Origin of the sequence: Arthrobacter sp. UYEF3 (assembly GCF_040546245.1) — a bacterium.
In the GTDB taxonomy this organism is placed as follows: domain Bacteria; phylum Actinomycetota; class Actinomycetes; order Actinomycetales; family Micrococcaceae; genus Arthrobacter.
This window is the reverse complement of sequence record NZ_JBEPNK010000012.1, coordinates 80526-100178: the sequence shown is the minus strand read 5'-3', so window position 1 is coordinate 100178 and position 19653 is coordinate 80526. Positions and strand designations below refer to the sequence as shown.

Here is a 19653-nt window from a genome sequence, read left to right as displayed (position 1 = left end):
ACGGACTTAGTTAGACGTTCGACAGCATCCGGCTCGGAAACGAAGACCCCTTGGCCCAAATACGGGACGATGCTTTACCCTGTGGTTGCGGTCTGTAGTTCCGAAGACCTGCCAACCAGCCCCGAGATTGATATGCCGCCACCGCCGATGATCCTGCCCTCCCACGAGATTCCTGCAGCATTTAGCCTAAAGAGCTGCCCGTCGAGGTGTCCGAACTGCTTGGCGGCCGCGACGATTTGCAGGTGCTGCAGGCCGTGGCGGGGACGGCGGAGGAATGCGCCCTGGAGCTGGCGCAGGACATCCTCAGCCGGTTCGTCGCCGTCCTTGTCGATCGCGTCCAGCCAGAGGCAGGTGATCCGGGCCTCAAAGTCCGGATCAGGCTCGACGGCGGTGCGGGTTCAGGGCGTGTTCCCTTCGGAGCCGCGCTCACCACAGGCCGGACGGGTTGCCCGACGGGCGGCCGGACGAGAGCCGAGCACCGCACCGATTCCCATGAATCAAGCCTGCGAGCGGGGTAAGACCTTATGAGCCGCACCCGAACAGCCTGCGGCAGAATCCACGTCCGAAGATGCGCCGGGACCGGATGCCCGCCGACCGGAAAACCAAGCAGCCTGAACCCGCCCCGCCACTAGTCCTGAAGCAGTTCGAGGTCTTCCTCATCGTCGACGTCTTCGCTTTCGTCGTCATCTTCTTCCTCGATGACTTCGAGCGGCGTCACTTCGCCGTAGGCTTCGTAGAGCGAGTCGTCGTAGACTTCAAAGGCATCGGCTACGGCAAAGAAAGCCGCTTCCACCGCGGGATCGCCGTCCCCCCGCCGCGCTGAGGCAGCGGCCAAGTGTTCTTCCAAAGCCGCGGTAAGGGACTCAAGCGCGACGCGCGGATCGATGCTCATGACTTCACGTTAGCCCGAAACAGACGAAAATGGAGAGCGATGAAGGAACATTTTCCGAGCAGTTCCGTCCGGCGCGAGAGGGACTACGTGAGGCAGTACGAGTACCTCGTGCTGACGGTCAGCCCTGAGGATTCCCTGCCCGAGGCCCGCCGCCTTCTTGCCGCGCACTCCGAATATGGCAAATGGGAACTCGAGCGGAGCGTCCTCTATGTCGGCGGCGGACGGCGCTTCTGGCTCCGTCGGAAGGTCATCCAGGTCCAGCGGACCGTGTAGGGGTTCCGTGGACCGTTTAGGACTCCAACGGGCCCAGCCAGGCGCTGGCCACAGTGTTGTGCGCCGACTCATCGTCCGAGGGATGAAACATGCCCGCGAGGACATCCCGATAGAGGCGTTCGAGTTCGGAGCCGCGGAAATAGCTTGACCCGCCGGACACCCTGATCGCCAGGTCCACCACAGTGCGCGCGGTTTCGGTGGCGCGCACCTTGACCCCGACAAGCCGTGGGAACCATTGGCCGCCGTGATCGGTAAGGGCGTCGACGTCGGCCGTAACTGCGGCGAGCTGCGGGTAGAGCGCATCCATGGCCATCGCCGCTTCCGCGACCTTCCACCGGATGTCCGGGTCCTGGGCGTAGCTGCGCCCGCCGTTCTTGAACGAGGTGCGACGCTTGACCGCCTCAACGCCAAGCTGCAGGGCGCGCTCCCCGATACCGGTATACACCGCCGCCAGCAGGGTCTCAAAGCAGGCAAAAATTGCGAAGATCAGCGGATCCGCGTTGGGGCCGACGGGGAGTTTGCGGAAGATCCGCTCGGGCGGCACCACCGCGCCTTCCAGGACCGTGGTGTTGGACTGGCTGGCCCGCATGCCCAAGGTGTCCCAGTCGGACAGGATTTCGTAGCCGGGAGTTTCCCGCTCAATGAAGCCGTGTACCAGTTCGCCCTCGCCGTCGCGCGCCGCAGCGTCTTTCCCGAAGATTCCCAGCCGGGTCCACGCCGGCGAGAGGCTCGTGAAGATCTTCCGCCCGGTGAAGCCGTAGCTGCCGTCCGGCAGCGGCGTAGCCTCGGTGCGCGAATCAAAGAGCACGGAATCATTGCCGGCCTCGGAGTTGCCGAAGGCGAAGATCTCGCCCTGCGCGGCCTCCTTCAGGACGAAGTCCAGCGAGGAGTCGCCCCTGGCGGCCAGGACGTGGGCGACGCCGGTCCAGACCAGGTGCATGTTGATGGCCAGCGCGGTGGCCGGGGCAGCCGTGGCCAGCCGCCGCTGCAGCTGCGCTGCCCCGGCCAGTCCCAGTCCCAGGCCGCAGTCGGCGGGCGGCACGAAGATCTTCAGGTAGCCGGCGGCCGCGAGGTCGTGGAGGTCTTCGGTGAAGAAGGCGTTGTCGCGGTCGTAGCCGGCCGCCCGGCTGCGGATCCGTTCCAGCAGTGCGTCGGGCAGGATGTCTTCGGGGGTCATGTCATGCCCGGCCATTCCTTCGGTTTCCCCTTAGTAGTTGCTCAGCAGGGTGTTCAGCACGCGGGCGCCGAACTTGAGCGAGTCGGCCGGTACCCGTTCGTCCACGCCGTGGAACATACCGGTGAAGTCCAGTTCATCCGGCAGCATCAGCGGCGCGAAGCCGTATCCGGTGATGCCCAGCCGGCTCAGCGACTTGTTGTCTGTGCCGCCGGACAGTGTGTACGGGAGGACCTTGGCGCCCGGGTCCTGGGAGTGCAGCGCATCGATCATGGAGTCCACGAGGTTGCCGGCGAACGGCACCTCAAGGGACACGTCCTGGTGGACATAGCTGATGTCAACTCCGGCGCCGGCCAGTTCGCGGACCACCTCGAGGACGTGTTCCTGTTGGCCCGGAAGCGTCCGGCAGTCCACGAGGGCTTCGGCCGACTCGGGGATGACGTTGTGCTTGTAGCCGCCCTTGAGCAGGGTGGGGTTGGTGGTGTTCTGCAGCGTGGCGCCGACAAAGCGGGCCACCGTGCCGAGCTCCTTGAGGATCTTGTCCGGGTCGTCCGGGTCGAACTCCACGCCCGTCAGTTCGGTCACGCCGTCGAGGAACTGCCGGGTGGTGGGGGTCAGTTCGACCGGCCAGCGGTATTCGCCGATTCGGGACACGGCGCTTGCGAGCCGGGTCACGGCGTTGTCTGTGTTGATCTGCGAGCCGTGGCCCGCACGCCCCTGGGCTACCAGCCGCAGCCAGGAGAGGCCCTTTTCCGCCGTCTGCAGCAGGTACGTCCGTTGGCCGCCGATGTTCGCCGAGAAGCCGCCCACTTCGGAGATCGCCTCGGTAGCGCCCTCGAACAGTTCCGGCCGGTGGTCGACGGCGTAGCTGGCGCCATACTTGCCGCCGGCCTCCTCGTCAGCAAAGAACGCGAAAATCAGGTCCCGCTTGGGTTTACGGCCGGTGCGGGCGAAATCCCGCATGACGGCGAGGATCATGGCGTCCATGTCCTTCATGTCCACGGCGCCGCGGCCCCAGATCATACCGTCTTTGAGTTCCGCACCGAAGGGGTCCACGGACCACTGTTCTCGCAGCGCTGGGACGACGTCGAGGTGGCCGTGGACCACCAGCGCGGTGGCCGACGGGTCCTCCCCGGTCAGTCGGGTAACCACGCTGGCGCGGCCCGGCGCGGATTCGAAGATCTCGGCGTCCAGTCCGACTTCCGTGATGAGTCCGGCAGTGTACTCTGCGGCGGCGCGCTCTCCCGGGCCGGATCCGTCACCGTAGTTGGACGTGTCGGTCCGGATCAGTTCCTGACAGATCCGGACGACCTCATCTTCGGGCCGAATATCACTCATTGCGCTCCTCGTGGCGGTGGGTCAGTGCTGGCTTCAGCCTACCCACTGGCCCCGATTATTTGTTTGCCGAATCTTCGTGCTAGAGTCTTTCTCGCTGCTTCCGAGAAAAGCAAAACGCTGAAAGGCGAATTGGTTCCCGGAATTACCACCTGCGCGGGTGGCGGAATGGCAGACGCGCTAGCTTGAGGTGCTAGTCCTCGAAAGGGGGTGGGGGTTCAAGTCCCCCTCCGCGCACTACAGGAAATGCCCTGGAATCCAAGGATTCCGGGGCATTTTTGTTGCCCGACCCGCCCCGCTGCCCCCGGACGGGAAGCAGCTTCCTGTTAGCACTTCCCATCTGCACCTGTCGTGTCCTATCCGGGCTGGTTGACGGCGCCGCCTCAAGAATTTCCGCCCGGAGCCGGGCGAAAGTCCCGGTGGCAAGCCGTGGGTCCTCGGCGGACGCGCCATGGCGTTGTGCCAGGTCTTCACGCGACATGGGATCTCTCCGTTCGTAGGAAGATCACCGGTCGTTGCTAACCCCAGCGGCGTCTGGGCGGAGTGCGTGCCGGACCGTGCCAAGGAGCGAACGGAACCGGGCGTCGTCGGGCAACTCCTCGATGAGAACGACGCCGTCCGGTCCGGCCAGCGGGATGCGCCAGTTGGGGTACTGGGTGCTGGTGCCGGGCTGGTTCTGCGTACGGGTCTCCCCCACAGCATCGACCAGCGCCACGCCCAGCAACGACGACGGCGTGAGCGCCGTAAATGCATACAGCGCTTCAATCGTTTCCTGTACCCCTGCCCGATGGGTCTCCGGCCCCGTGCCGGGCAGGAGTCCACGCTCCCGCACGAGGGTCAGCACCGCTTCCTGCTCCGCGGAGTCTGCGGCGCGTTCTTCCGCGACGGGACGGAGCAGCAGCCCCAGAGACTCACGCAGCGTGACATGTTCGCCAGCCAGGTAACCGGCGGTGGGCGGCAGGTCATGGGTGTTGACGCTCGTGAGGCACTGCTGCCGGTAGCGTTCGGGCGCCAGCGGGCCGGCGTCGTCGTGCTCGAACCAGAGGATCGAGGTGCCGAAGATCCCGCGGTCGGCCAGGTAGTCCCGCACCCAGGGCTCGAAGACGCCGAGGTCCTCGCCGATGACGACTGCCCCCGCGCGCTGCGCCTCGAGGGCAAGGATCCCGATCAGCGCTTCATGGTCGTAGTAGACGTAGGTGCCTTCGCCCGGCCCGGCGCCCGCCGGAATCCACCAGAGACGGAACAGACCCAAAACATGATCCACGCGGATGCCGCCGGCATGGCGCAACACGGTCCTCAGCATGTCCCGATAAGCGGCATAGTCGGACTCCGCCAGCCGCCCAGGGTGCCACGGCGGCTGGGTCCAGTTCTGGCCCTGCTGGTTGAACATGTCCGGCGGGGCACCCACCGTCACTCCATGCGCGAGGACGCCGGACAGTGTCCAGGCGTCGGCGCCGTCGAGTTTCACCCCGACCGCCAGGTCATGCACGACGCCGATCCCCATGCCGGCCCGCCGCGCGACGTCCTGCGCCGACTCCAGCTGCTGGTCACAGATCCACTGGAGCCAGCAGTAGAACTCGATCCGGTCCGCGAGCGCCGCCCGTTGTGTTGCGCAGTACCCGGTGTCCGGTGTTGCGGCGTCGTCGGCCCACTCCGGGGCCGAGCGGTCAAGGGTTTCGCTCAGCGCACACCAGAGCGCGAAGTCATCGAGGCCCTGGCCGTGGTCCTGGCAGAAGTCGCTGAACTGGCGTGAGCGGGCGGGACCGCGGCGGACGAGGAACACCTGCTCGAGGACGGTCAGCTTGGCCTCATAGCTGGTGTTGCGGTCCAGCAGCCCCGCCTCGCGGTTGGCGGCGTGCAGCCGGGACGCCAGACTCTTCGAGGCGGCGAGCGCCTGAGCATCAAGATATGCGAACTCCGGAATGTCCTCCACTCGGATGTACAGCGGATTGAAGAAGCGCCGGGTGGCGGGAAGGTACGGCGAGTCCTCGACCGGCGGCCGGGGCTCGGCCGCGTGCAGCGGGTTGACCTGGACGAAGTCTGCCCCCTCCGCCGCAGCCGTCGCGGCGAGATCGGCCAGGTCCGCGAAGTCGCCAATCCCCCACGACCGGGTGGAACGTACGGAGTAGAGCTGCGCCGCGAGTCCCCAGCTGCGGCGCCCCGCCAGCGCCCCGGTGGTGTTCAGCCGCTGCGGCGTGACCACCAGCGGGCATTCGGCCGGACCGCTGCCCGCGTCCGCCAGGATGGTGTGCCAGCCGAGATCCATCCCGTCCGGCGTGGTGAAGGTCGCGCGGCCGGTGAGGACGCCGTCGACGTCCGCCGGAGCCTCCCAGTTCTCCAACTGCCGGGCCTCGTGCCGTGTACCGTCCTCCGAAACGATCCAGACGCCGACGCGGCTTCCGTGCGGAACATGGACGTCGAAGGACGCAGCCCTACCCTCCCGGGCCACCACGATGGCCGGCAGGAACCGTCGCCAGGGTGCCAGTTCCTTTTCTGCCAGCGACTGCCGGATCTGCTCGTTACCGCCGGACCTGATGCCGAGGGCGGTGAGGACGTGCCGCAACGTGCCGGACGCCACTGCCCGTTCCACGCCGTCCCAGCCCCAATAGGAGGTGCCGACGCCGTGGGCCGCGGCCAGTTCCCGCAGCAGCGGATCGGTAACCGGCGTGTCCATTGAATCTCCTTCGCTGGCGGAACTAGGTAGCCACTGAATCAGAACCCACTGTACGGGCGGCCGGGGTGCGGGAAAAGGTCCGGTGGACTCCGCGGGACGGCTGTCCCCGATGACGTCCCGGGGCTGTTTCGACGGCGCCCGACCCGCCACGCTAACCTTGCACCCTATGGACGACGTCGAACGGTTCCGGATTCTCCTCAGCGAGGAGCGCGAGCGGAAGCTTGCCCTGCTCCCTGCTCTCCGGCAGGACATTTCCTCGGTGAATGCTGCCCGGCAGGACTCCAACGTCGACGACGAACACGATCCGGAGGGCGCGACGATCGCCTTCGAACTCTCCCAGGCCGCCGCGCTGCTGGAGCGGAGCGAGGCGGGCCTGGCACAGATCGAGGCGGCCCTGGCCCGGATCGAGGCCGGGACTTACGGCATCTGCGCGGTCTGCGGCGGTCCGATCGCCGAGGGCAGGCTCGAAGCCCGTCCGTGGACCCCCTACTGCATCCGGCACTCCGGTGGCAGGCAGAACACGGCAGGCCTAACCGGGAAGGCATGACCGCTATGACTATTCCCCCGCTGAGCATCGAGTCAGCGGCCCTCGCCGCCGGTAACCTGGCCGGTACGTGGTGGCAGCGGATCGTTGACGGGTTCAGCCACGCCGCTGCCCCCGAGGTGACCGGTACCGAGCTATGGGTGGCGGTCGGCCTCGCCATCGCGCTGTGCTTGCCGCGTGCCAGCTGGCGGTACTTCGGCCTGCTCGCCACCGTGACCCATGAACTGGGCCATGCCTTCGCAGCGCTCATGACGGGCCAGCGCCTCGGCGGCATCCGGCTCAGCCTGGATCATTCCGGCACGACCACGAGCTATAGCCGGCGTCCGCTGGCCGCCGTCTGGTCGACGTTTTGGGGCTACCCGGTGCCCGCGGTCGTCGGCGCCGCCATGGTCTGGTGCGGCTTCAACGGCTGGGGTCCGGCGGCGATGTCTGTCGGCACGCTCCTGTTACTCGCTTCCTTTCTCTTCCTGCGCAACCTCGGCGGCGTGCTGATCACGGCTGCCGCCGTGCTCGCCGCGGCGCTGCTGGTCCTGTTTGTGCCGGCCGGATTCATCGGCCACGTGATGATCGTGCTGGGCCTTGCCCTGCTCGTCGCAGCTGTTCGGGACCTGGGCAAACTGGCGGCGGTCCACGCCAAGCACCGGAACAGGCTGTCGACGTCGGACGCGTACCTGCTGTCCCGTTCCACGGCGTTGCCTGCCGTTGTCTGGATCGGGCTGTTCGCCGCGGTGGTGGCCGCGGCCTGGTGGGTTGCCTGGCAGCCGATGGCACCGGTCCTCGCAGGCCTTTTCGTCTAGGCCCCTCTGCCGGGCCTCGGCTCCCTACGGCTCCGCGCTGCGCCTAGGCTGGGAGGATGAGTGAGACAACCACGAACCATGCCCGGTCCTTCAGCACCCGCGGCGCCTACGTCACGGGCGGCGCGGAGTTCAACCGGGACACCAACTACATCGAGGACCGGATTACCCGCGACCGTACCCCCGGGGCCAACGGCGAGCCCGGCTGGCCGGTGGAGGCCGGCCGCTACCGGCTGATCGCGGCCCGCGCCTGCCCGTGGGCCAACCGGACCGTGATCGCGCGGCGGCTCCTGGGCCTGGAGGACGTCATTTCGCTGGGCCAGCCGGGCCCCACCCACGACGCCCGCTCCTGGACCTTCGACCTCGATCCGGGCGGCAAGGATCCGGTGTTGGGCATAGAGCGGATCCAGCAGGCCTATTTCCGCCGCTTCCCGGACTACCCGCGCGGCATCACGGTGCCGGCGATCGTCGATGTGCCCAGTGGCGCCGTCGTTACCAACGACTTCCCGCAGATCACCCTCGACTTCGCCACCGAGTGGACGGAGTTCCACCGCGACGGCGCCCCGGACCTCTATCCCGAGCACCTCCGGAAGGAAATTGACGTCGTCAATAAGCGCGTCTTCACCGAGGTCAACAACGGCGTTTACCGCTGCGGCTTCGCCGGTTCCCAGGCGGCCTATGACGCCGCCTACGACCGGCTCTGGACGGCGCTGGACTGGTTGGAGGAGCGGCTCACCGGACAGCGCTACTTGGCGGGCGATACGATCACCGAGGCGGACGTCCGGCTCTTCACCACGCTGGCCCGCTTCGACGCCGTCTACCACGGCCATTTCAAGTGCAACCGGCAGAAGCTCAGCGAAATGCCGGTGCTGTGGGCCTACGCGCGGGACCTGTTCCAGACCCCTGGCTTCGGCGACACGATCGACTTCGTGCAAATCAAACAGCACTATTACATCGTCCATGAGGACATCAACCCCACCGGGGTCGTCCCGAACGGGCCTGAGCTGGGCAACTGGCTCTCGGAGCACGGCAGGGAGGCGCTCGGCGGCCGGCCCTTCGGCAACGGCACCCCGCCCGGGCCGGTCCGGGCCGGCGAAGAGGTCGCGGCCGGACACGGCGCCGGCTGAGCAGCTGCCGGGCATCCACTGCACCCGGCCGTGATGCAGGCGGACTCAGCCTTGGGGGTTTCGTCCAGTTGTCGCAGTACCACCACCGGCCCTAGGGTGAGCCGGGATGGCAAACGCTAAAGAATTCGACGCCGGTGCCCGCCCCTCAAGGACGCACAGGCTGTGGCGGACAATGGCCGGGAGCGTGTCCGCTGCCCTCCTGTGGCCCCGGCTGCAACTGGCCACCAAGGCGGCTCTCGCCGCCGGCGTCGCGTTCTATATCGCCCCGTTCATGCCCGGATCAGCGGCGGACTACCCGTACTACGCCCCGCTGGGCGCGCTCGTCGCCATGTACGAGAACGTCTCGGGTTCAATGCGTCAGGGTGTCCAGACCCTTGTGGGTCTGGCCCTCGGCATCGGGCTCGCCTATGTGCTTTTCAGCCTGGGGAGCCCGTCGCCGCTGACTGTCGCAATCGTGATGGGTCTCGGCGTCATCCTCGCCGGTCTGCCGCGGATCGGTTCGGGCAGTGACTGGATCCCGACAGCGGCCCTCCTGGTGCTGCTGGTCGGCGGCCACAACCCGGACAAGTTCTCCTTCGGCTACCTGGTCCAAATGGGCGTGGGCGTCACCGTCGGCATCGTCGTGAACCTGCTGGTCTTCCCGCCGCTGCATTTCAAGGCCGCGGCCCTCAGCCTGGCCGAACTGCGGCTGGCCCTGGCGCAGCAACTTTGGGACATGGGCAAGGCGCTCCAGGAAAGGTGGCCGCCGGAGCACGAGGACTGGTCACGCCGCTCGGAGTCGCTCGCGGGCCGCGCCCGCTCGGTGCGCGCCGCCGTGCAGAAGGCGGACGCGAGCCGGCACGCCAATCCACGGCGGCGCCTGCATCCCCGGGATGTGGACGGCGACTACCGCAACCTGCGTGACCTGGAACGGCTGACCTTTCACATCCAGGACGTGACCCAGGTGCTCTCCGACGTCATTTGGGCTGAAGACACCCCTTTTGTGATCCCGGACGGGTATGCCGAGCCGCTAGCGGACGCTATGACCCTGGTGGGGGACGTGCTGCGGGCCGCAGAGGAGGAGGAACCCAAGCGGCTGGCCGAACTCGTCGAGGAAGCCGACACCGCTGTCAAGGCCTTCACCGCCCGGGTCGCCGCGGACGACCAGCCAGGGGATGCCCCCAGCGCGGTCGAGTCGATCCTGCTCAGCCTGCACCGGATGCTGCGTGTCGCCAAGTCGGGCGACGGACGCCGCGAACCGAACGGCACCGCCAGCAACTCCAGCTAGCCGGGCTCCGCTACTTCAGCGAGGCCACCGACCCGCTGAAGTGCTTCCGTCCCGAATGCGGACTCCAGGCCACGTACTCGGAACGCAGCCACGCACCGTCCTCGGCCTGCACCGTGCCGATGTCCAGCGCGACCCGGGCCGGCAGGAAAACCGGCGCCTCGAACGCCACATCCCAGCTGAAGGCCTCACCCTTGGCGGCGCCGACGTCGGCCAGTGCCCTCGAGGCGAGGTACATGCCGTGGGCGATGGAGCGCCGCATGCCCAGGGCTTTGGCGCTGAGCACGCTCAGGTGGATCGGGTTGAAGTCACCCGACACGGCGGCGTAGGCCCGACCGGTGTCCACACCGAGCTGCCATAGCGCCGTCGGATTCGGGGCGCTGAAGCCTTCGGCCGCTGCAGCGGCCGAGGCCTTGTCGATCCCCGGCAGGAACACCCCTTTAGCGAGGTAGCTGGACACTCCGCGCCAGCGGACGAAGTCCTCGCCCGCGCCGCGCACCTCTGCCACCAGGTCCAGCTGGGTCCCGGCCCGGTGCCCGCGCAGGTTTTCGGCCCGGGCCCGGATGTCCAGCGCCTCGGTAAAGCGCACCGGTGCGGACTGGACCACCTTGTTGGTGAGGTGGATCATCCCCAGCAGCGGCAGCGGAAAGTCGTCCCGGTTCATTACCGACATGGACAGCGGAAACGTCAGCGCGTGGATGAAGCCGGCTGGCAGCACGTCGCTCGCGGTTTCGCCGATCAGGTGCTGGTAGGCGGTCAGATTGGCGACGCCGGCCTGCACGCCGCGGACCTCGTGGCTGCCCCCGGGCAACTGCGTGCCCGCCTGCGCGCCGAGCAGACGCAGGCGCGCCGCTGTGGCAGCAGCGTTCACGTAGAGCTTGGAGAGGGACGGCATCTCGCCGAGGATCACGGACTGCGAAGCGGTCATGCCCCCACCAGGTTCTGCCCGCAGACGCGCAGCACCTCCCCGGAGATCCCGCCCGCGGCGTCGCTGGCCAGGAACGCGATGGCCTCGGCCACGTCACCGGGCTGGCCGCCCTGCTGCAGCGAGTTGAGCCGGCGGGCCACCTCGCGGGTGGCGAACGGGATCCGTGCTGTCATCTCGGTCTCGATGAAGCCGGGAGCGACGGCGTTGATGGACCCGGCGTACGCTGCGAGCAGCGGCGCGGTGGCGCGGACCATGCCGATGACGCCGCCCTTGGACGCGGCGTAGTTGGTCTGCCCGCGGTTGCCGGCGATGCCGCTGGTGGAGGCAACCGAGACGATCCGCGGCGAGTCGCGGAAGTGCTCCGAGGCCAGCAGCGCCTCGTTGATGCGCAGCTGAGCGGCAATGTTCACGGCAATCACCGAGTTCCAGCGGCCTTGGTCCATGTTGGCGAGCAGCTTGTCGCGGGTGATGCCGGCGTTGTGGATCACGATGTCCAGCCGGCCGTGCCGCTGCACGGCGTGGTCGATGATCCGCGCCCCGGCGTCCTCCCGGCTGATGTCCAGCTGCAGCGCGGTCCCGTGCACCTCGTTGGTAACCGTCGCAAGGTGGTCGCCCGCGGCCGGGATGTCCACGACGACGACGGTGGCGCCGTCGCGATAAAGCGTACGGGCGATCGCCGCGCCGATCCCGCGGGCGGCCCCGGTCACGACGGCGACCTTCCCCGCCAGCGGCCTCTCTGCGTCGGCCGGCTGCTCACCCGCCGTCGAGGAAACCGTGAGGAACTGGCCGTCCACGAAGGCGGAGCGGCCCGAGAGGAAGAACCGGAGCGCCCCGAGGGCACTGGGACTCGTGGTCCGCGCGTCCTCGGCCAGCACGATGCCGTTGGCGGTGGCCCCGGCGCGCAGTTCCTTGGCGAGGGAACGCAGCAGTCCGTCGACGCCCTGCCGGGCCGCCGCGGCCGCCGGGTCGGAGGCGCTGACGGTATCCCGGGAGACGGTGACCACACGGGCGTTGGCGTCGAGGTCCCGGAGCGAGGCGGCGGCGGTGAGCACTGGCTTTGCCAGGTCCTCGGGCCGTGCTAGCTCATCGAGGACGAGGATGATGGCGCCGAGCTTTTCGCGCGGCACGGCATGGCGGCGGACGTCGAGGTCCCAGGACAGCAGCGCGGCAGCGAGTTCATCGGCGCCGCTGCCGGTTCCCTGGACCAGGACCGGGCCACGGACCAGCGGCTGTCCGGGCTGAAAGCGCCGGAGGACCACCGGCTGCGGCAGGCCGAGCCGCTTGGCGACGTCCTTGCCGAAGCCCCTGCTGACGAAGTGAGTGTATTTGTCGGTCATCCGGTCCCCCTAGTGTGCTTCAAGAATGGCGACGACACCCTGGCCACCGGCCGCGCAGACGGAGATGAGCCCGCGGGCGGGGCGGCCGTCCACCTGTCCCTTGGCGTGCAGCATCTTCGCCAGCGTGGCAACGATGCGGCCGCCGGTCGCGGCGAAGGGGTGCCCCGCCGCGAGGGAGGAGCCGTTGACGTTGAGCTTGGCACGGTCGATGCTGCCCAGGGCGCCGTCCAGGCCCAGGCGGGCGCGGCAGAACTCCTCGTCCTCCCACGCCGCCAGGGTGCTCAGCACGGTACCGGCGAACGCCTCATGGATTTCGAAGAAGTCGATGTCCGCGAAGCTCAGGCCATGGCGGGCAAGCAGACGCGGCACCGCGAACGCGGGGGCCATCAGCAGGCCGTCCTTGCCGTGGACAAAGTCGACGGCGGCCGCCTCGCCGTCCAGGACGGTGGCCAGCTTGGGCAGGTCGTGCGCGTCGGCCCAGTCCTCGGAGGCGAGCAGAACGGTGGAGGCGCCGTCGGTGAGCGGAGTGGAGTTGCCGGCCGTCATGGTTGCGGCGGCCCCAAGGTTCTTACCGAAAACCGGCTTGAGGCCGGCGAGTTTCTCGACCGTGGTGTCCGGGCGGAGGTTTGAGTCCTTGCCGAGCCCGCGGTACGGGGTGAGCAGATCGTCGAAGAAGCCGGCGTCGTACGCGGCGGCGAGGTTGCGGTGGCTGTTGTAGGCCAGAAGGTCCTGAGCCTCACGGGTGATCTTCCACTGCGCGGTGGTGAGCGCCTGGTGTTCGCCCATCGACAGCCCGGTGCGCGGCTCGCCGGTGGTGGGGGCGTCCGGCGCGAGGTCCTTGGGCCGGAGCCGGCTGAGCACCTGGAGCCGCTGCGGCAGGGTCTTGGCGCGGTTCAGGTCCAGCAGGATTTCGCGCAGGCCCTCGCTGACCGCGATCGGGGCGTCGGAGGCGGAGTCCACACCGCCGGCGATAGCAGAGTCGATCTGGCCCAGCTTGATCTTGTTCGCCAGGCCCAGCACCGTTTCCAGGCCGGTGGCGCAGGCCTGCTGAAGGTCGTAGGCAGGCGTCTCGGCGGAGAGCGCCGAGCCGAGGACCGCCTCGCGGGTCAGGTTGAAGTCACGGGAGTGCTTGAGCACGGCGCCGGCGGCCACTTCGCCGATCCGCTCTTCCTGCAGGCCGAAACGGGCGATCAGCCCGTCCAAAGCCGCGGTGAGCATGTCCTGGTTGGAGGATTTGGTGTAGGCGCCGCCGGTCCGGGCGAACGGGATGCGGTTGCCGCCCACCACGACGGCCCTGCGGAGCTGCGGCGCGGTCGCGGGTCCGACGGCCGGTGCTGCGGCGTCGCCGGGTCCGGTCGTGGACGTTCCGTTTACAGGCATGGGCTGTCTCCTTAGGTCAAAGCGGATTACTGATACCCAGCGTACCTGATACGCTCGGTATCGTGAACATCCTCCAGGCAGATCCCGCCGGCCCGCCCCGCGGTGCGGACGGCAACCCGCATGCGGCTGCAGCCAGCACCGGCAGCGCAGCCGTCGATGGAAGAACGTCCCGCTGGCAATCCCACCGCGAGGAACGGCGCCGCGAGCTGATCAAATCCGCGCGGAAGGCCGTGCATGCACTCGGCAGTGAGGCCTCAATGGAGGACATCGCCGCGGCCGGGGGTACCTCGAAGTCCGTCTTCTACCGCTACTTCGGCGATAAGGCCGGCCTCCAACAAGCCGTCGGCGAAGTTGTCTTGAATCAGATGCAGCGGCGGATCCAGGAAGCCGCACAAAGCGCCCAGACCGCGCGCGAAGGGCTTTACGCCATGGTCTCCGCCTACCTGCAGATGGCCGAGACCAGCCCGAACGTCTACGCCTTTGTCACCCGCTACGCGCCCGGCGACGCCGGGAGCCACAACGGCTCGGTCGAGGCGGCGGGCGCGATGGGGCACTTCTTCGACGCGATCGGCGAGATGATCGCGCTGCCCATGAGGAGCCTGCTGCGTGCCGTGCCGGGCAGGGAGGCCATGATCGGCTACTGGCCAATCGCCGCCATCGGGCTGGTCCGGAATGCCGGCGAGCAGTGGCTGGCGAGCCCGGACTCCCTTCTCAAGCCCGGCCACGAAGCGATGGCCCGCCAGATCACGGACTGGCTCTGTTTCGGCGTCGCACCCGAACTCCAAGACCCGCCGCTCCCCTAACCAACCCTGCATCCCGGACCGCCCCTTTGCCCTACCCACAGTGTCAGCGCCAACGAAGGAATCGACATGACTGAACTAGCCGACCGCCCTGCGGAGCCCGCCATCTCCCGGGACCGCGCGCCGCAGACCTCGCCGGCCATGGCCCCCGCCCGGGCAACCGGAACCCCGACCCGAACCCCGACCCGAACCCCGACCGGAGCCCCCGCCGTCGACGTCGCCGCCCTGGGCGAACAGCTGCTGGGCAAGTGGGCCGCCGTCCGCCGGCAGGCCCGGGAACTTGCCGGCCGCCCGGAGCTCCACAAGACCGAGGGACTCACCCACACCGAGCACCGCCAACGCGTTTTCGGCCAGCTCAAGTTCCTGGTGGACCACGGTGCCGTGCACCGTGCCTTCCCGGCAGCGGTCGGCGGCGCGGACGAACACGGCGCCAACGTTGCCGGCTTCCAGGAGTTGGTCATCGCCGACCCCTCGTTGCAGATCAAGTCCGGAGTACAGTGGGGCCTGTTCGGGTCCGCGGTGAACCACCTCGGCACCGAGGAACACCACGCGAAGTGGCTGCCCGGCATCATGAACCTGGACATTCCCGGCTGCTTCGCCATGACCGAAACGGGCCACGGTTCGGACGTAGCCAGCATCGCCACCACCGCCACCTACGATCCCGCCACCGGCGAATTCGTCGTGCACACGCCTTTCCGTGCGGCCTGGAAGGACTACATCGGCAACGCGGCGCTCGACGGCGTGGCCGCCGTCGTCTTCGCCCAGCTGATCACCAACGGCGTCAATCACGGCGTGCACGCCTTTTACATGCAGCTGCGCGACCCGGAGACCACGGACTTCCTGCCCGGCATCGGCGGCGAGGACGACGGCGTGAAGGGCGGCCTGAACGGGATCGACAACGGCCGGCTGCACTTCACCCAGGTGCGTATCCCGCGGACCAACCTGCTCAACCGCTACGGCAACGTCGACGCCGACGGCAGCTACACCTCAGCCATTGCGAGCCCGGGCCGCCGCTTCTTCACGATGCTGGGCACCCTGGTCCAGGGCCGGGTTTCGCTCGACGGCGCCGCCGTGACCGCGTCCAAGCTGGCACTCAAGACCGCCATCCAGTACGCCGCCGAGCGCCGCCAGTTCAATGCCTCCTCGCCCACGGACGAGGAGGTCCTGCTGGACTACCAGCGGCACCAGCGCCGGCTGTTCACCCGGCTCGCGACAACCTATGCCGCCAGCTTCGCCAGCGAACAGCTGCTGCAGAAATTCGACGACGTCTTCTCCGGCCGGAACGACACCGACGAGGACCGCCAGGACCTGGAAACCCTGGCCGCCGCGCTGAAGGCACTGAGCACCTGGCACGCCCTCGACACCCTGCAGGAGTGCCGTGAAGCGTGTGGCGGCGCCGGTTTCCTGATCGAGAACCGGTTTGCCTCGCTGCGCGCGGACCTCGACGTCTATGCCACCTTCGAAGGCGACAACACCGTGCTACTGCAGCTCGTCGCGAAGCGGCTGCTGGCAGACTACGCCAAGGAGTTCCGCAACGTCGACTTCGGCGTGCTGGCCCGCTACGTCGTCGGGCAGGCCACCGGCGCCGCCATCCACCGGACCGGACTGCGCGGCGTCGCCCAGTTCGTGGCGGACTCCGGCTCGGTCCACAAGGCTGCCAGCGCCATCAAGGACGAGGCCAACCAGCGGGCGCTGCTGACCGAACGCGTCCAGGCCATGGTGGCCGAGGTCGGCGCGGCGCTCAAAGGTGCGAACAAGCTGCCCCAGCAGCAGGCCGCGGCACTGTTCAACAGCCATCAGAACGAGCTCATCGAAGCGGCCCAGGCACACGCCGAACTGCTGCAGTGGGAGGCGTTTACCGAGGCACTGGGGAACGTGGCGGACCCTGGAACCAAAGCGGTCCTGACCTGGCTGCGGGACCTGTTCGGCCTGTCCCTGATCGAGAAGAACCTGTCCTGGTATCTGATGAACGGCCGGCTCTCGATGCAGCGCGCCCGCACCGTGGGCGAATATATCAACCGGCTTCTCGTGAAGATCCGTCCGCACGCCCTGGACCTCGTGGACGCCTTCGGCTTTGGCCCCGAACACCTGCGCGCCGCGATCGCCACCGGGGCGGAGAAGACCCGCCAGGACGAGGCCCGGGAATTCTTCCGCGTCCAGCGCGCCAGCGGCCAGGCGCCGCTGGACGAGAAGATCCTGCTGGCCCGCACCGCACGCGACACGAAACCGCAGGGCGGCAAGAAATCCCGCGCCCAGCGGGGCTGAACCGGCACACCACGACGACGGCGCCGCTCCCTTGTTCCGGGGGCGGCGCCGTCGTCGGTACTGCGCTCTTTAATGTGGGCGGTCAGTCCGGTAGCACCGAGCGGTAGACCTCAAGGGTGGTTTCGGTGATGGATTCCCAGGAGAAGTGCTCCTCGGCCCGGCGGCGGCCGGCCCGTCCCATGACACGGGCACGCTCCGGGTCGGAGACCACTTCGGTCAGGGCTGCGGCGAATTCTGTGACGAACTTCTCCGGATCCAGAGGGGTGCCGGTGCCGTCGGTGACCTGCTCGAGCTGTACGAGGAGGCCGGTCTCGCCGTGCTGAACCACCTCCGGGATGCCGCCGGTGGCGCTGGCCACCACTGCTGCGCCGCAGGCCATAGCCTCCAGGTTCACGATTCCGAGTGGCTCGTAGATGGACGGGCAGGCGAATGCGGTGGCGTGGCTGAGAACCTGGATTAGCTCGTGGCGCGGAAGCATCCGCTCCACCAGGATCACGCCGCTGCGCTGGGACTGCAGTTCCTCGATCAGCCGGGCGGTCTCCGCGGCGAGTTCGGGGGTGTCCGCGGCGCCGAGGCACAGCACCACTTGTACATCCACGGGAAGTTTGGCGGCGGCCCGCAGCAGGTACGGTACGCCCTTCTGCCGCGTGTTGCGGCCGACGAAGACGACGCTGGGCAGCGCCGGATCGATCCCGAGGGCGCGGATGGCGTCCTCGCCTTCGTCCCGATTCCAGAGGCTGACGTCGATGCCGTTGTGCACCACGCGGACCTTGGCCGGATCCACCTCGGGGTAGCTGCGCAGGATGTCCCGGCGCATGCCTTCCGAGACGGCGATGATCGCGGCGGCGGACTCATAGGCGGTCTTCTCCACCCAGGAGGAAAGGGCATAGCCGCCGCCGAGCTGCTCGGCTTTCCAAGGCCGCAGCGGCTCCAGGCTGTGGGCACTGAGCACGTGCGGAATGCCGTGCAGCAGCGAGGCGATGTGCCCGGCCATGTTGGCGTACCAGGTGTGCGAGTGCACCAGGTCAGCCCCGGCAATGTCCGGCACGATCCTGACGTCCACGCCCAGCGTCTGTACGGCAGCGTTGGCGTCAGCCAGATCCCCCGGCACTGGATAGGAGCTGACGGCGGCGCCGTAGTAGTCGGGAGCACGTCCCGCACCGAAGGCCCGGACGTTCAACTCCACCCTGCTGGCCAGCACCCGGCTGAGTTCGGCTACGTGGACGCCGGCGCCCCCATAGATTTCGGGCGGAAATTCTTTGGTCACAATGTCTATTCGCACAAACCCTAAGGTAGTCGTTTAGGCTGATCTGTTCTAGTGTGAAGACGTTCGGGCAGACCGGACGAATTTGGGGAGCAACGAAGGCGTTCAGGAGCGATCACTATGCCGCAGCAGAAGAAAGTTTTGGCCATTGTCCTTGCAGGTGGCGAGGGAAACAGGCTGATGCCATTGACGGCTGACCGGGCCAAGCCCGCGGTTCCGTTCGCAGGGAGTTACCGACTCATTGATTTTGCCCTTTCCAACCTGGTGAATTCCCGTTATTTGCAGATTGTCGTCCTGACGCAATACAAATCCCACAGCCTTGACCGGCACATTTCCGAAACATGGCGCATGTCCACGCAGCTCGGGAACTACGTTGCCTCCGTACCGGCCCAGCAACGGGTCGGCAAGAGCTGGTTCCTTGGCAGCGCCAACGCCATCTACCAGTCGCTGAACCTGATCCACGACGCCAACCCCGACATCGTCGTCGTGGTCGGCGCGGACCACGTCTACCGGATGGATTTCGCGCAAATGGTCGCCCAACACGTCGCCAGCGGCGCCAAAGCAACGGTGGCCGCGGTGCGCCAGCCGCTGCACATGGCAGACCAGTTCGGCGTGATCGAGGTGGACCAGGAGAATCCGCAAAAGATCGCTGCGTTCGTGGAGAAGCCGTCCTCCACTCCCGGCCTCGCCGCTGACCCCTCCCAGTTCCTGGCCTCCATGGGCAACTACGTCTTCAACGCCGACGCGCTCGTCGAAGCTCTGCACGTCGACGCGGAACGCCTCGACACCAAGCACGACATGGGCGGGGACATCATCCCGTACTTCGTTGACCAGGGCGAAGCCGGGGTCTACGACTTCACACTCAACGAGATCCCCGGATCGACCGAACGTGACCGCACCTACTGGCGCGACGTCGGCACCATCGATTCGTTCTACGACGCCCACATGGACCTGATCTCCCCCGTCCCGGTCTTCAACCTGTACAACTCCGAGTGGCCCATCTACACCCGGCAGAGCATCTCCCCGCCGGCCAAGTTCGTCCGCGGCGACCGAGGCACCGTCGGCTCGGCCCTGGATTCGATCGTTGCCAGCGGGACCGTGATCTCCGGCGGCATCGTGGAGGGCTCCGTGCTCTCCAACGACGTCTACGTCAGCACGTCCAGCCGGGTCCTTGATTCCGTGCTGATGGACAAGGTGCGGGTCGGCGCGGGCGCCGTCGTCAAACGCGCCATCGTCGACAAGAACGTCCGGATCCCCGCGCATGCAGCTATCGGCCTGGACCCCGAACTGGACCGGTCCCGGGGCTTCAAGGTGACCGACTCCGGCATCACGGTCCTTTCCAAGGGACAAATTGTCCCGGAACCCGGCGACGCCGAGCGTGCCCTCTCGGCCGCCAATCTCATCCTGGTACCGGATGCGGTCAGGGCCGCCACGGAAAATTGGCCGGCCCTGCGGCACTCCGTGGACAAGGCCGCCGAAGCGCAGGCCGCCGCCGTCGGCGTCAAGGTTTCCGGGAAGGCCTCCACCAAGGCGTACTGAGCAAGCCGTACCAAGGCCGGACTAAGCCGGTACCCGACGCCGGGATCCCGCCAGGTGGCCCCC

General features: G+C 67.8%; 17 protein-coding genes and 1 tRNA gene. 10 read left to right on the top strand and 8 right to left on the bottom strand.

Annotation, left to right across the window (positions count from 1 at the left end):
- Window positions 1-206 precede the first annotated feature (206 nt).
- Window positions 207-518: a hypothetical protein gene (locus ABIB14_RS10625; RefSeq protein WP_354235839.1), complete on the top strand. Its 312-nt coding sequence runs from the start codon at window positions 207-209 to the stop codon at window positions 516-518.
- A 110-nt stretch (window positions 519-628) separates the two neighbouring features.
- Here ABIB14_RS10625 and ABIB14_RS10620 read toward each other — a convergent pair whose 3' ends face one another.
- Entirely contained in the window at window positions 629-892 is a 264-nt protein-coding gene (locus ABIB14_RS10620) for a hypothetical protein (RefSeq protein ID WP_354235838.1), read from the bottom strand.
- 39 nt (window positions 893-931) lie between these two features.
- Here ABIB14_RS10620 and ABIB14_RS10615 point away from each other — a divergent pair, with 39 nt between their 5' ends.
- Entirely contained in the window at window positions 932-1165 is a 234-nt protein-coding gene (locus tag ABIB14_RS10615; RefSeq protein WP_354235837.1) for a DUF5703 family protein, read from the top strand.
- Between the two features lie 16 nt (window positions 1166-1181).
- Here the strand turns inward: ABIB14_RS10615 and ABIB14_RS10610 are convergent, their stop codons facing one another.
- Complete coding sequence (locus ABIB14_RS10610; RefSeq protein ID WP_354235836.1) at window positions 1182-2342, bottom strand: acyl-CoA dehydrogenase family protein; 1161 nt, start codon at window positions 2340-2342, stop codon at window positions 1182-1184.
- Between the two features lie 30 nt (window positions 2343-2372).
- Complete coding sequence (locus ABIB14_RS10605) at window positions 2373-3677, bottom strand: M20/M25/M40 family metallo-hydrolase (RefSeq protein WP_354235835.1); 1305 nt, start codon at window positions 3675-3677, stop codon at window positions 2373-2375.
- A gap of 151 nt (window positions 3678-3828) precedes the next feature.
- Between ABIB14_RS10605 and ABIB14_RS10600 the strand changes: the two genes are divergently transcribed.
- A tRNA-Leu gene (locus ABIB14_RS10600) sits at window positions 3829-3911 on the top strand.
- A gap of 268 nt (window positions 3912-4179) precedes the next feature.
- Here ABIB14_RS10600 and malQ read toward each other — a convergent pair.
- Window positions 4180-6348 (bottom strand): 4-alpha-glucanotransferase, encoded by a 2169-nt coding sequence (gene malQ, locus ABIB14_RS10595; RefSeq protein ID WP_354235834.1) that lies wholly within the window; start codon window positions 6346-6348, stop codon window positions 4180-4182.
- Window positions 6349-6514: 166 nt separating this feature from the next.
- Between malQ and ABIB14_RS10590 the strand changes: the two genes are divergently transcribed.
- From ABIB14_RS10590 to ABIB14_RS10575, 4 genes are all read left to right on the top strand, one after another.
- Window positions 6515-6895, top strand: coding sequence for a TraR/DksA family transcriptional regulator (locus tag ABIB14_RS10590; protein ID WP_354235833.1), 381 nt, complete (start codon window positions 6515-6517; stop codon window positions 6893-6895).
- A 5-nt stretch (window positions 6896-6900) separates the two neighbouring features.
- Complete coding sequence (locus ABIB14_RS10585) at window positions 6901-7689, top strand: M50 family metallopeptidase (RefSeq protein ID WP_354235832.1); 789 nt, start codon at window positions 6901-6903, stop codon at window positions 7687-7689.
- 56 nt (window positions 7690-7745) lie between these two features.
- Entirely contained in the window at window positions 7746-8813 is a 1068-nt protein-coding gene (locus tag ABIB14_RS10580; RefSeq protein WP_354235831.1) for a glutathione S-transferase family protein, read from the top strand.
- 172 nt (window positions 8814-8985) lie between these two features.
- A complete protein-coding gene (locus tag ABIB14_RS10575) occupies window positions 8986-10080 on the top strand; it encodes an FUSC family protein (protein ID WP_354235871.1) in 1095 nt (364 codons plus the stop codon).
- A gap of 10 nt (window positions 10081-10090) precedes the next feature.
- Here ABIB14_RS10575 and ABIB14_RS10570 read toward each other — a convergent pair whose 3' ends face one another.
- Genes ABIB14_RS10570 through ABIB14_RS10560 form a run of 3 tightly spaced genes read right to left on the bottom strand, consistent with a single transcriptional unit; the run spans window position 10091 to window position 13722 of the window.
- On the bottom strand, window positions 10091-11005 hold the full coding sequence (locus ABIB14_RS10570) for a MaoC family dehydratase (RefSeq protein WP_354235830.1): 915 nt from the start codon (window positions 11003-11005) through the stop codon (window positions 10091-10093).
- Window positions 11002-12342, bottom strand: coding sequence for a 3-oxoacyl-ACP reductase (locus ABIB14_RS10565; protein WP_354235829.1), 1341 nt, complete (start codon window positions 12340-12342; stop codon window positions 11002-11004). The genes ABIB14_RS10570 and ABIB14_RS10565 overlap by 4 nt, the downstream gene beginning before the upstream one ends.
- A gap of 9 nt (window positions 12343-12351) precedes the next feature.
- Complete coding sequence (locus ABIB14_RS10560; protein WP_354235828.1) at window positions 12352-13722, bottom strand: acetyl-CoA C-acetyltransferase; 1371 nt, start codon at window positions 13720-13722, stop codon at window positions 12352-12354.
- 62 nt (window positions 13723-13784) lie between these two features.
- Between ABIB14_RS10560 and ABIB14_RS10555 the strand changes: the two genes are divergently transcribed.
- Window positions 13785-14525, top strand: a complete 741-nt coding sequence (locus tag ABIB14_RS10555) for a TetR family transcriptional regulator (protein WP_354235827.1) — start codon at window positions 13785-13787, stop codon at window positions 14523-14525.
- Window positions 14526-14591: 66 nt separating this feature from the next.
- The gene (locus ABIB14_RS10550) at window positions 14592-16787 is read left to right on the top strand and encodes an acyl-CoA dehydrogenase family protein (protein WP_502909646.1); all 2196 of its coding nucleotides are present in this window, start codon (window positions 14592-14594) and stop codon (window positions 16785-16787) included.
- An 82-nt stretch (window positions 16788-16869) separates the two neighbouring features.
- On the opposite strand, the gene glgA is transcribed toward ABIB14_RS10550, so the two are convergent.
- Window positions 16870-18069 (bottom strand): glycogen synthase, encoded by a 1200-nt coding sequence (gene glgA, locus ABIB14_RS10545; RefSeq protein WP_354235826.1) that lies wholly within the window; start codon window positions 18067-18069, stop codon window positions 16870-16872.
- Window positions 18070-18171: 102 nt separating this feature from the next.
- On the opposite strand from glgA, the gene glgC reads away from it, so the two are divergent.
- Window positions 18172-19590, top strand: coding sequence for a glucose-1-phosphate adenylyltransferase (gene glgC / locus ABIB14_RS10540; protein ID WP_502909645.1), 1419 nt, complete (start codon window positions 18172-18174; stop codon window positions 19588-19590).
- Window positions 19591-19653: the final 63 nt, after the last annotated feature.

Excerpts from the sequence above, each read along its gene's own strand:
- ABIB14_RS10550 (WP_502909646.1), top strand. The coding sequence starts at position 14,592 with ATGACTGAACTAGCCGACCGCCCTGCGGAGCCCGCCATCTCCCGGGAC.
- glgC (WP_502909645.1), top strand. The coding sequence starts at position 18,172 with ATGCCGCAGCAGAAGAAAGTTTTGGCCATTGTCCTTGCAGGTGGCGAG.
- ABIB14_RS10575 (WP_354235871.1), top strand. The coding sequence starts at position 8,986 with ATGGCCGGGAGCGTGTCCGCTGCCCTCCTGTGGCCCCGGCTGCAACTG.
- ABIB14_RS10580 (WP_354235831.1), top strand. The coding sequence starts at position 7,746 with ATGAGTGAGACAACCACGAACCATGCCCGGTCCTTCAGCACCCGCGGC.
- ABIB14_RS10565 (WP_354235829.1), bottom strand. The coding sequence starts at position 12,342 with ATGACCGACAAATACACTCACTTCGTCAGCAGGGGCTTCGGCAAGGAC.
- malQ (WP_354235834.1), bottom strand. The coding sequence starts at position 6,348 with ATGGACACGCCGGTTACCGATCCGCTGCTGCGGGAACTGGCCGCGGCC.
- ABIB14_RS10570 (WP_354235830.1), bottom strand. The coding sequence starts at position 11,005 with ATGACCGCTTCGCAGTCCGTGATCCTCGGCGAGATGCCGTCCCTCTCC.
- ABIB14_RS10590 (WP_354235833.1), top strand. The coding sequence starts at position 6,515 with ATGGACGACGTCGAACGGTTCCGGATTCTCCTCAGCGAGGAGCGCGAG.
- ABIB14_RS10605 (WP_354235835.1), bottom strand. The coding sequence starts at position 3,677 with ATGAGTGATATTCGGCCCGAAGATGAGGTCGTCCGGATCTGTCAGGAA.
- ABIB14_RS10560 (WP_354235828.1), bottom strand. The coding sequence starts at position 13,722 with ATGCCTGTAAACGGAACGTCCACGACCGGACCCGGCGACGCCGCAGCA.
- ABIB14_RS10585 (WP_354235832.1), top strand. The coding sequence starts at position 6,901 with ATGACTATTCCCCCGCTGAGCATCGAGTCAGCGGCCCTCGCCGCCGGT.
- ABIB14_RS10620 (WP_354235838.1), bottom strand. The coding sequence starts at position 892 with ATGAGCATCGATCCGCGCGTCGCGCTTGAGTCCCTTACCGCGGCTTTG.
- ABIB14_RS10615 (WP_354235837.1), top strand. The coding sequence starts at position 932 with ATGAAGGAACATTTTCCGAGCAGTTCCGTCCGGCGCGAGAGGGACTAC.
- ABIB14_RS10610 (WP_354235836.1), bottom strand. The coding sequence starts at position 2,342 with ATGACCCCCGAAGACATCCTGCCCGACGCACTGCTGGAACGGATCCGC.